The organism is Actinoplanes xinjiangensis, from assembly GCF_003148685.1.
Lineage (GTDB): Bacteria > Actinomycetota > Actinomycetes > Mycobacteriales > Micromonosporaceae > Actinoplanes > Actinoplanes xinjiangensis.
This window is the reverse complement of sequence record NZ_QGGR01000007.1, coordinates 227,868-238,847: the sequence shown is the minus strand read 5'-3', so window position 1 is coordinate 238,847 and position 10,980 is coordinate 227,868. Positions and strand designations below refer to the sequence as shown.

Below are 10,980 nucleotides of genomic sequence, written 5' to 3'. Positions count from 1 at the left end.
CCGGCCGTAATGGATCCTCAGGCGACTCGGCACATTTCCGGGCGGCTTTTCCCCATCTCAGGAAAGGGCGGCGGCACCCGGCACGGTCAGGCCGCGCGCGACCCGGATCCGGGCGAACTCCGGCTCGGCCGCGGGACGCCCGAAGTGGTAACCCTGGAGCAGCCGGTAGCCGAGGCGGGTGAGTGCCTGCGCCTGCTCGGCGGTCTCCACGCCCTCGGCCACGGCGTCCAGGCCGAGGCCGTTGCTGACCTGGATCATCGCCTCGGCGATCACGGCGTGCCGGCCGGCCTCGGTGATCCGGTCGACGAACGACTTGTCGATCTTGAGGATGTCGACCGGCACGTTCTGCAGCAGGCCCAGCGACGAGTGGCCGGTGCCGAAGTCGTCCAGCGCGATCCGCACACCCAGCGCCCGTAGCTCGTGCAGCGCCGTCACCGCCGGTCCGCCGTCGAACACCGCGGTCTCGGTGACCTCGACGGTGAGCCGGTACGCCGGAAGGCCGGTACGCGCCAGCACGTCCGCGACCGTCCCGGCGAATCCGGGCCGGGCCAGCTGGCGGGCCGACACGTTGACACTGACCCGGTCCGGCGCGTCCGGCCCCAGCTCGACGGTCCACCGGACCAGCTGCTCGCAGGCCGTCTGCAGGATCCACGCGCCCAGCTCGACGATCAGCCCGTTGCGCTCGGCCACCGGGATGAACTGGGCCGGACTGACCGTGCCGAGGCGCGGGTGATGCCAGCGGACCAGGGCTTCGACGGCCGCCACACGCTGCTCGGGCATCACCACGATCGGCTGGTACACCACCTGGAACTGGCGCTCGGCGAGGGCGTGCCGGATCTGTGCGCCGAGCCGGGCCTCCTCGACCGACCGTTCGTCGAGTCCGGGCGCCCACCGGCGGTACGGCTCGCCGCTCTGCTTGGCCGCGAACATCGCGACACCGGCACGGCGCAGTACCTCCGCCGGGCCGGCCGCGTCGGCTCCGCCGGCCACCCCGATCCCGGCGCCGACGAGTACCTCGTACCCCCTGGTGTCGACCGGGTCGTGCACCGCACCGGCCAGAAGTCCGGCGACCGCGTCGGCCCCGCCCTCCGGGGCGTCCCGGACCAGGACCGCGAACTCGTCGCCGCTGAGCCGCGCGACGAGCGCGTCCGGGCCGGCGAGGGCGCGGATCCGGTCGGCGATCTGCACGATGACGTCGTCGCCGGCCAGGTGCCCCAGTTCGTCGTTGATGGCGCGCAGCCGGTTCAGGCCCAGCAGCACGACCTGGGGACGGCTGCCCACCAGCGCCTCACCGAGCGCCCGGTAGAAGTGCCGCCGGTTGTGCAGGCCGGTCAGGTCGTCCTGGTTGGCCAGGCGTTCCAGCTCGACGGCCTGACCGCGCACCTTGGCCATCACCACGGCCATCCGTGCCACCCCGAGCACGAACAGCACCGCGGCGCCGGCCGCGATGACGACGCGGTCGACGGTGTCGGCGCCGACCGACGGGATGACCAGCAGGACCGGCGCCAGCACCGAGCACAGCCCGAGGATGACGAGCCGGCCACGGCTCACCCGGCCGGGGCCGGACACCACCGGGGTGTCCGCCGCCATCGACGGATGCAGCGCGGCGGCGGCCCACAGCACGTAGGCCAACAGCCAGCCCCAGTCCATCGCCCGGCCCTCGTAGTCGAAGTACAGGCTCGCCACGGAGAACGCGACGTCGGCCACGAGCAGCAGCACGGCCGCCATGCCCAGCAGGTCGGTGCTCGGGGTGCGTACCCGCCGGTCGATGAGCAGCCGGGCCACCATCGCCAGCAGCAGCGCGTCCAGCGACGGATAGGCGGTGCTGACCGCGCGTTCCAGCATCGACGCGGCGTCCACGGCCGCGACCGGGTGCAGGACGAAGACCCACAGCACCAGGCCCAGACCGGTGGCCACCATGGCCGCGTCGATCAGCCCGCCCAGGTCCCGGCCGCGGTTGCGCTGCAACAGGAACAGGCCCGCGATCAGCGGCGGATACGAGGCCAGATAGAACACGTCGGCGACCGACGGGTACGGCTCCTCCTGCCGGATGTGCTCCAGATACCACCAGGTGAAGTCGCCGACCACGGACAGGATCATGCCGGTGCCGAACAGGATCCAGGCCCACGGGCGCGCCGGCCGGTGCCACCGCACCGCGACGAGGATGAGCAGGCCGAAGATCAGCCCGATCGTGTTGTAGGTCATGCTCGCGAGCACGGTCCCGGCGGGCAGCAGGTAGTAACCGGCGGTTGCCGTCACCCCGGCCGCCGTACACCACCGCCACAGATCGCCAGCACGCACGAGGACAAGGATCGGCGTCGCTGAACGGCACCTGAGGAAATGGGAAGGCGGTGCCGGTCGTGGCCGCCTAGGGTCGACGTCCATGAGGACAACCAGCGACTCCCCCGCCCTGTTCGCCGCTGGAAAGGTCTTCCGTGTTCGCCGATCCCGTCAACCCGTTCCCGGCCGGTAACGGCCCCACTCCCGCCGCCGACGTCCGGCGGTTCCTCTTCCAGGAGTTCCGGCCGTTGCGGCCGGTCGTGCTGATCGCCGTCGTCGTCACGATCCTGTGCGCCTCGATCGAGGTCTGGCTGATCGGCTACGCCGGCCGGCTGGTCGACATGCTCGCCGCCACCGACCCGGCCGCCCTCTGGGCCGACCGCGGCACCGAACTGCTCGCCGTCGCCACCCTGGTGCTGGTCGTACGACCGGCGCTGATGCTGCTCGGCGAGATCCTCGACGACATCACGTTCCGTGCCAACGCGCGCCCGCTGGCCCGCTGGCGCGCACATCGCCACGTGTCCCGTCAGTCGGTCGGCTGGTTCCGCGACGACCTGGCCGGCCGGATCGCCACCTGGGTCCGTGACGGTGGTGACGCGGCCGCCACCGCCGCCTACTCGGTGATCCACACGCTGGTGTTCGTGGTGGCCTACATCGCCGGCTCGGTGGGGGTGATGTCCGCGATCGACGTACGGCTGCTTCTCCCGCTGTGCGCCTGGATCGTCGCGTACCTGCTGCTCATGTGGTTGATCGTGCCCCGCTTCCGGCGCGCCTCGGAGGATCTCCAGGCGGCCGAGTCGGCGCTGACCGGCCTGCTCGTCGACTCCTACGCCAACGTCGACACGCTCGCCCTGCTCGGCGGCACCGACGCCCGCACCGACCATGACCGCACCGTGTTCGCCGCGGCCCGGCGGGCACACCTGCGGCTCCAGCGGGTGGAGGTGACGATCAACGGCAGCATGACGGCGCTGGGCAGCGCGCTGCTGATCGGCCTGGTCGGCTACGGCATCGTGCTGTGGCGCTCGGACGCGGCCCCGCTGGGCCTGGTGGCGGCCGCGCTGGCGCTCAGCTTCCGGATCACCTCGATGGCCGAATGGCTGCTGGACGCGGTGTCGTCGCTGTTCGGTGCCGTCGGCGCCCTGCGGCAGGCGTTGCGCACCATCGCGCAGCCGCTCGCGGTCGCCGACGAACCCGATGCGAAACCCCTGCGGGTACGTGCCGGAGCGATCCGGTTCCAGCAGGTCAGCCACCACTACGGCCGCGGCGCCGGCGGTCTGGACCGGCTCGATCTGGACATCGCCGCCGGCGCGAAGGTCGGTCTGGTAGGCCGTTCCGGTGCGGGCAAATCCACGCTGGTCGGGTTGCTGCTGCGGTTCCACGACCCGGAGTCGGGCACGATCACGATCGACGGGACGGACGTCACCGGCGTCACCCAGGACAGCCTGCGCGAGCAGATCGCCATGGTCGCGCAGGAGGCCACCCTGCTGCACCGGTCGGTGCGGGAGAACATCGCCGGGCCGGGCCACACCGACGACGTACGGATCGAGCTGGCGCTGGCCCGGGCGTCGGCCGGGTTCGTCGGGGCGCTGCGGGACGCGGACGGGCGTACCGGCCTGGACGCGCACGTCGGCGAGCGGGGGGTCCGGCTCTCCGGCGGTCAGCGGCAGCGGATCGCGCTGGCCCGGGCGTTCTACCGCGACGCGCCGATCCTCGTCCTGGACGAGGCGACGTCGGCGCTGGACTCGGAGGCGGAGGCCGCCATCCACGACACCCTCGGGGACGTGATGGCGGGGCGGACGGTCATCGCCATCGCGCACCGGCTGTCGACGATCGCCGGCATGGACCGGATCGTGGTCCTCGAGGAGGGCCGGATCGCCGAGCAGGGCACCCACGCATCCCTGCTGTCCCGGGGTGGCCTCTACGCCGGCCTGTGGGCACGCCAGTCCGGGGGCTTCCTCGGCACCTCCCCGGGATGAGGGGTACTACTGGGGGTACACCTATCAGCGGGGTCTCGCTGCGCGACCGCGCATGTGATGCCCTTTGACAAACCGACCGTTCGTCCTCGGAGGCCGTCATCTCAACCGTCAACGCCATCGCCGCTCCCTCGGCCACCGAACCACTCGTGCGGACCACCGTCGAGCGGCGTGCCGTCGGGCCCCGCGATGTCCTCATCGAGATCCGCTACGCGGGCATCTGCCACTCCGACATCCACACCGTGCGCGGCGACTGGGGCAAGGTCCCCTACCCGCTGACCGTCGGGCACGAGATCGTCGGCCAGGTGACCGAGGTCGGCGCCGAGGTCACCCGGCACAGCATCGGTGACCGGGTCGGCGTCGGCTGCATGGTCAACTCGTGCCGCGAGTGCGACAATTGCAAGGCCGGCGAGGAACAGTACTGCCTCAAGGGCATGGTCGGCACCTACGCCGGGACCGACCGTGACGGCAGCGTCACCCAGGGCGGCTACTCGACCCACATCGTCGTCGACGAGGACTTCGTGCTGCGGGTGCCGGAGGCCATTGCGTACGAGACGGCCGCTCCCCTGCTGTGCGCGGGCATCACCACGTATTCCCCGCTGGCGCACTGGAAGGCCGGTCCGGGCCGCAACGTCGCCGTCGTCGGCATGGGCGGCCTCGGTCACATGGCCGTGAAGATCGCCGCGGCGATGGGTGCCGAGGTGACGGTGCTGTCGCAGACGCTCGGCAAGAAGGACGACGGGCTCGCCTTCGGTGCCGCGCACTACTACGCGACAAGCGACCCGGCGACCTTCGAGAAGCTGGCCAACACGTTCGACCTGATCATCAACACGGTCAGCGCGCCGATCGACATGGGCGCCTACCTGCGCCTGCTGCGCCTGGACGGCACGCTCGTGGCCGTCGGCGCCCCGCCGGAGCCGCTGCCGGTCCAGGTGTTCGCGTTGTTCGGGGCGCGGCGCTCGTTCGCCGGTTCCAGCATCGGCGGCATCGCCGAGACTCAGGAGATGCTCGACTTCTGCGCCGAGCACGGCATCTCCGCCCAGGTCGAGGTGATCTCCGCCGATGAGGTGAACGAGGCCTACGAGCGGGTCCTCAAGTCCGACGTCCGCTACCGCTTCGTCATCGACATCGACACTCTCCGCTGACGCCGACGGTCACCGCGGCCGGCTTCCGGGACGGCCGCGGTGACCGGCGGCCCGCTGTCGCCGCCGTCCCGCGCCGGCGCCCGGCGGCGCGGTGGGGTGCTTCCTCCGGGCCGGGCGCATCAATCGCGCGGGACGGGGAAGAACCCCGGGCATGAGAGTCGCTCTACTCGCCGGAACCGGGATCGCTGTGGCCGCCGGCCTTCGTCTGGCACGCTCGCGCCGGCAGCGGTCACTGCATCCGGTCGGCCGCTCGATGACCGGTGAGCTGCAGATCTGGGGCTGTCTCGACCCGACCGGATCCGAGCTGCTCGACCATCCGGCACACCATGACGTGACCGTCCGGATCTCGAAGGGCGCCGGCACCCGCCGGGCCCGGCCCGACGTGCGCGGCATCGCCATCCGCATACCCGGGCCGGATCGTCCCACCGACCTGCTGCTGTCCACCGTGGGCCCGGGCCGGTGGGGCCGGCACCTTCCGGTGCCCCGGCGCACGTTCGACGCCACCTACGGTTCGATCGCCCCCTATCAGGCCGCCCGTCGCCTCTATCTGGCCGTCGGCCCGGACCCCGAGGGCACGCCGGTCGGCGACGACATCGAGCAGGTCGGCCGTCGCCCCGCCGACCTGCTTCTCTATGTCGTCCGCTCGGGCATCGTGCAGGCGCTCGGCCGTCTCCGTCTGGGCGAGCCGCTGTCCGAGGAGACCGATGCGGCCCTCGCCTTCGACCCGGTCCGCAACGCCTCCCCGGACCTGCAACCCACCGGCCTGCTGCACGGGATCCGGGCGCTGGCCTACCGTGCGAGCCAGCGCTGGCGTGGTGCCACCCCGGCCCCCGCCGACCCGCCCCGGGTGGCGGCGACCGCCTCCGGCCGTCCGTCCCGCTGATCCACGGGCGCGGGCCGGGCCGGCGCCTCAGGTCAGGTCGAGGGTCCAGGTCTGGCCGACCAGGTGATGGCCGAAACTCCGGTGCGGATCCTCGTCGACCAGGACGAACCCGTACGACTGATAGATCCTCCGGGCGGCGGTGAGGATGTCGGTGGTCCACAGGGTGACGGTCCGGTACCCGGCTTCGCGGGCGAAGCGCAGGCACTCCCCGACCAGCCGGGTGCCCAGGCCGAGGCCGCGGGCGGCGGGGGTGACGACTGGAGGCGGCGTACCGGTATGCGCTCGAGCACGGCCTCGCCGACCTCTCGCTGCGCCCGCTGGCCACCGCGATCGGGTCCAGCCCGCGGGTGCTGATGTTCCTTTTCGGCAACAAGGACGGCCTGGTCAGAGCCCTTCTGGCGCGGGCACGTGCGGACGAGTTGGCGGTTCTCGACGGGCTCGCCGCCGGGCCGGAGCCGGTGGGGCTGGTGCCGGCGGCCGAGCAGATCTGGGTGTGGCTGCGCGAGCCCCGGCACCGCCCGCTGCTGCGGTTGTGGGCGGAGGCGTACACCCGCTCGCTGATCGAGCCGGACGGCGCCTGGGCGGGTTTCGCCGCGTCGACGGTGACGGACTGGCTCGGCCTGCTCGCGTCCTGCCAGCCCGGGCCGGAACGGGACACGGTGGACGGTGCCGCCCGCCGGACCGCCGCCCTCGCCGCCCTGCGGGGCTGCCTGCTGGACCTGCTGGCCACCGGCGACCAGGCCCGCGTCGACGCCGCGCTCCGCCTCCAGCTCCACCTGATCGAAAGACAACCGGTGAGCCGGGCGGCCGGCACCCCGGAGCGCCCCGGATATCAACTCGACGGCCGGGCCGGGTTCTGACACAGTGGCGCACACCATGACAAACCTCGAGCTTCTGACGGCCGCGGACGTACAGCTCATGCAGGGTCTGGCGCAGCGCGTCACGGCGACCCACCCGCAGCTGGTCAACGCCGACGCGACGTACGGCGAACTGGCCTGGAACTGGGGCAAGGGCCACGCGGCACACGGCGCGACCTGGCAGCGCCGCCTCTGGTTCGCCGGTGGCCGGCTGGTGGCGTGGGCCTGGGCGCAGCTCCCCCACCGGGTGCACCGCAGCGACGGCCAGTGGAGGGACGTCACCACCGCGAACCTCGTCCATCAGGTCCACCCCGACCACGCCGACCTGCTCGACGAGGTCATCGACTGGTACGACCAGACCGCCGCCCACTGCACGCGCACGGTGGTCCCGTCGGCCGCCGACGGGCTCGCCCTGAAGCGGTGGGCGGCACACGGCTACCAGACCGATCCGTCGTCACTGGGCGACACCGGCGTGTGGACCCAGCTCAACCAGCGGGACCTCACCGACGTCGCGGAGCCGGCACTACCGGAGGGCTTCCGGTTCCGTGGCGCCGACGAGGCCGGTCCGGAGGCGGCGGTCCGCGCCCATGTGGACGCCTGGGCACCGTCGACGTACACGGCCGAGGCCTACCAGGGCGTCCGCCAGACCGCCGGATATCGCGGGGACCTGCACATCCTGGTCGAGGCACCGGACACGACGATGGCCGCCTCGGCGATCATGTGGCTGGACGAGGTGAACCGTACGGTGGAGTTCGAGCCGGTCGGCACCCATCCCGGCTTCCGGCGTCAGGGGCTGGCGACGGCGATGCTGCTGCACGGCATGCGGTTGGCGAAGAAGGCCGGCGCCGTCCACGCGACGGTCGCCTGCCTCGGGGCTCCGGGCCACCCGCGGGCCCGGGGCCTGTATCACGGCGTCGGCTTCCGGGAGCTGTCCCGCGATGCCCCGATGATCAGGTATCAGGCATAACCGACGTAGACGACCACGTTGCCCCGCCGGACGTGGGCGCCCCGGACCACGTACCCCGGATCGGTCAGGGTCGGCGCCGGCTCCTCCTCGGCCCCCAGGCCGATCTCGCGCCGCAGCTCCTCCGGCGACCGGCCGGGCGGCGGCCGTAGGGTGAGACTCCACCAGCAGCCGCCGGACGCGCAATCCATGCCGTCATCGAGTACGGTCGCACCCGCCGGCACCTCGGCGGCATCCCACCCTCCTCACTGGAGAGGCGGATCCACGCGAAACACAGGCTCCACAGGAACCCGGCCACGATCAGCAGGGAGACGGCCACACGAAGGAGCCTCAGGACGGTCCGGGTCGCCATTCCGGCGAGATCAGCGAACCTGATCAACAATCGAACCGTGGGCCGCCGCGGGGCGTATCCCATCGGCAGGGGTAGTGCTGACCCCACCGACTGGCGGCGAGGTGGCACCATTCAGTGGCTTCTCCGGGACCCGTACGGTCAAGGACAGGCACAACGGGGAGGACGACGTACGCATGATGGATCACCTGATGCCACTGATCTGCTCGCCGTGGCTCTATGTGATCGTTTTCGTGGCCGTGACCGTCGACGGGTTCTTCCCGATCGTGCCGTCCGAGACGGTGGTGATCAGCCTGGGCGCCCTGTCGGCGACCGGCTCGCCGCATCTGCCGGCCCTCGTGGCGGTCGTCGTGGCCGGTGGCGTCGTCGGTGATCGGGTGTCCTGTGTGCTCGGCCGCAAGGCGGGCAGCCGGATGGGCAGCGGCAAGCTCGCGGCGGCCCGGCGGCGGGCGGAGCGGGCGCTGCGGCGCTACGGTGCGATGACGATCCTGGTGGGGCGGTTCCTGCCGTATGGGCGGACGGCCACCGGCATGATGGCGGGTTCGGTGCGGATGCCGCTGGGCCGGTTCTCGCTCTACAGCTCGCTCGCGAGCCTGGGCTGGGCAATCTATGTGATCGGCCTGGGGCGCCTGGGTGGTTTGGCGTTCTCCGACTCGCCCCTTCTCGGGACGGCGTTCGGCCTGATGATCGGGATGAGCCTGGCCGCGGTGTGCGCGCTCGCGGAGAAGCGGTGGACGGCGGCGCGCCGGCGCAAGCTGGCGGTCGCGGTGCAGCAGCCCGTTCCGGCCACCTCGCGATAGCATCGACTCCCATCAACGGATGAGCCTCCCTGCCACCGATCTGGGAGCGCTCCCGGAAGGGAAGTCGATGAAGCACCTCGCCGCCCTCGTCGCCGCCACCGCGCTGGTCGCCGTCGCCCCCGCACCCGCCACGGCCGGCCGGGCCTGCGCCGGATACGTCGGGCTCACCTTCGACGACGGCCCCACCCCCGGCAACACCGCCACCCTGCTCGACGCTCTGCAACGCGCCCGGCTACGGGCGACCATGTTCAACACCGGCCAGAACGTCGAGGCCCACCCGGAGCTGGCCAAGGCCCAGGTCGCGGCCGGCATGTGGATCGGCAACCACAGCTGGGACCACCCGTTCATGACCCGGCTGCCGGAGGCCGGGCAGGCCGACCAGATCTCGCGCACCCAGGACACGATCCGCCGGGTCACCGGCGTGACGCCGGCGCTGTTCCGTCCGCCCTACCTGGACACCGACGACGCGTTGCGGGCGGTCGAGAAGAGGTTCGGCCTCACCGAGATCAACGCCGACGTCGACGCGAAGGACTGGGGCGACGCGTCGGTCGACGAGATCGTCTCGGCTGTCGGCCGGCTCCGCGACGGCGACGTCATCCTGATGCACGACTGGCCGCCGAACACGGTGGCGGCCATCCCGCGGATCGCCGCCACGCTGCGCGAGCGGGGTCTGTGCGCCGGGAAGATCTCGCCGGTCACCGGCCGGGCCGTCGCCCCGCACGCCCGGGCCCTGGCCGGGGTGCACACCGTCGGCCGGCTCGACGACCGCGGCGCCGGCGTGCGGTACACCTGGCCTGGGGTCTACTTCGAGAGCCGATTCCGCGGGACCAGCGTCGGGATCGTGCTCGACGACGCGGTCAACGACTACGAGGTGCAGATCGACGGCCGGGCCGCGGCCACGCTGGTCACCCCGGGGCGGACCACCCACTGGATCCGCGACCTGGCGCCCGGCGTCCACACCGTGCGGCTGGCCAAGCGGACCGAGAGCCCGTGGACGCCCGGCCAGTTCGGCGGATTCGCCGGCGACCTGCTCGGCGCACCGGCCGCCCGCAGCCGGCAGATCGAGTTCATCGGCGACTCTTGGACCGCCGGCTACGGCAACATGTCGGCCGGCCGCGACTGCAGCGCCACCGGCATCGACCGCAACTCCAACGCCGACCAGGCCTTCGGCGCCCTGACCGCCCGCACGCTCGGCGCCGACTACCAGCTCAACGCCTGGTCCGGAAGGGGTCTGGTGCGCAATTACGACGGCAGCGACCCCGGCGTCGACTACCTCACCTACTACGACCGTGTCCTCCAGGCCGCCGACGAGGCCGTCTGGCAGCGCCCGCCGACCTGGAGGCCACAGACCGTGGTGATCGGGCTGGGCATCAACGACTTCTCCACGCCGCTGCACGCCGGTGAGCGGTGGCCCGACGAGGCGGCACTCGCCGCCGACTTCCGGGCCGCCTACCTGGACTTCCTCAAGAAACTCCGGCAGCGGTACGGCCACCGCACCTCCTTCGTGCTGACGTATCCGTCGCTGTGGAACACCACCGCGCTGGCCGACTCGGTGCAGCAGGTGGTCGCCCAGCGCACCGCCGACGGCGACCGCCGGATCACCGCGCTGCACTACGACAACGCGGCCCTCGGCCTGGATCTGCTCGGCTGCGACTGGCACCCGTCGGCCCGCGACCACCGGTTGCTGGCCTCGGCGCTCACCACCCACCTGAGGACCCTGGGGTAGGCG

10 protein-coding genes are annotated in these 10,980 nt (G+C 72.2%); 7 read left to right on the top strand and 3 right to left on the bottom strand.

Annotation, left to right across the window (positions count from 1 at the left end; genetic code table 11):
* Positions 1 to 57: 57 nt before the first annotated feature.
* Positions 58 to 2,301, bottom strand: a complete 2,244-nt coding sequence (locus BC793_RS18065; RefSeq protein ID WP_239170077.1) for a putative bifunctional diguanylate cyclase/phosphodiesterase — start codon at positions 2,299 to 2,301, stop codon at positions 58 to 60.
* 134 nt (positions 2,302 to 2,435) lie between these two features.
* Between BC793_RS18065 and BC793_RS18060 the strand changes: the two genes are divergently transcribed.
* The 3 genes from BC793_RS18060 (at position 2,436) to BC793_RS18050 (ending at position 6,281) form a co-directional block, all read left to right on the top strand.
* A complete protein-coding gene (locus tag BC793_RS18060) occupies positions 2,436 to 4,256 on the top strand; it encodes an ABC transporter ATP-binding protein (protein ID WP_109593704.1) in 1,821 nt (606 codons plus the stop codon).
* Between the two features lie 98 nt (positions 4,257 to 4,354).
* Positions 4,355 to 5,398: an NAD(P)-dependent alcohol dehydrogenase gene (locus tag BC793_RS18055; protein ID WP_109593703.1), complete on the top strand. Its 1,044-nt coding sequence runs from the start codon at positions 4,355 to 4,357 to the stop codon at positions 5,396 to 5,398.
* 151 nt (positions 5,399 to 5,549) lie between these two features.
* The gene (locus BC793_RS18050) at positions 5,550 to 6,281 is read left to right on the top strand and encodes a hypothetical protein (RefSeq protein ID WP_203896257.1); all 732 of its coding nucleotides are present in this window, start codon (positions 5,550 to 5,552) and stop codon (positions 6,279 to 6,281) included.
* 27 nt (positions 6,282 to 6,308) lie between these two features.
* On the opposite strand, the gene BC793_RS18045 is transcribed toward BC793_RS18050, so the two are convergent.
* Complete coding sequence (locus tag BC793_RS18045) at positions 6,309 to 6,482, bottom strand: GNAT family N-acetyltransferase (protein ID WP_239170083.1); 174 nt, start codon at positions 6,480 to 6,482, stop codon at positions 6,309 to 6,311.
* 56 nt (positions 6,483 to 6,538) lie between these two features.
* Here BC793_RS18045 and BC793_RS18040 point away from each other — a divergent pair, with 56 nt between their 5' ends.
* Together BC793_RS18040 and BC793_RS18035 are read left to right on the top strand one after the other, a co-directional pair.
* Positions 6,539 to 7,141 (top strand): TetR/AcrR family transcriptional regulator, encoded by a 603-nt coding sequence (locus tag BC793_RS18040; RefSeq protein ID WP_109593702.1) that lies wholly within the window; start codon positions 6,539 to 6,541, stop codon positions 7,139 to 7,141.
* A 16-nt stretch (positions 7,142 to 7,157) separates the two neighbouring features.
* Positions 7,158 to 8,105, top strand: coding sequence for a GNAT family N-acetyltransferase (locus tag BC793_RS18035; RefSeq protein WP_109594021.1), 948 nt, complete (start codon positions 7,158 to 7,160; stop codon positions 8,103 to 8,105).
* Here BC793_RS18035 and BC793_RS49635 read toward each other — a convergent pair.
* Positions 8,096 to 8,293, bottom strand: coding sequence for a hypothetical protein (locus tag BC793_RS49635; RefSeq protein WP_158319294.1), 198 nt, complete (start codon positions 8,291 to 8,293; stop codon positions 8,096 to 8,098). The genes BC793_RS18035 and BC793_RS49635 overlap by 10 nt on opposite strands.
* 262 nt (positions 8,294 to 8,555) lie before the next feature.
* On the opposite strand from BC793_RS49635, the gene BC793_RS18025 reads away from it, so the two are divergent.
* Both BC793_RS18025 and BC793_RS18020 read left to right on the top strand, forming a co-directional pair.
* Complete coding sequence (locus BC793_RS18025; RefSeq protein WP_109593701.1) at positions 8,556 to 9,251, top strand: DedA family protein; 696 nt, start codon at positions 8,556 to 8,558, stop codon at positions 9,249 to 9,251.
* Positions 9,252 to 9,270: 19 nt separating this feature from the next.
* Positions 9,271 to 10,977, top strand: a complete 1,707-nt coding sequence (locus BC793_RS18020; protein ID WP_170167250.1) for a polysaccharide deacetylase family protein — start codon at positions 9,271 to 9,273, stop codon at positions 10,975 to 10,977.
* Positions 10,978 to 10,980: the final 3 nt, after the last annotated feature.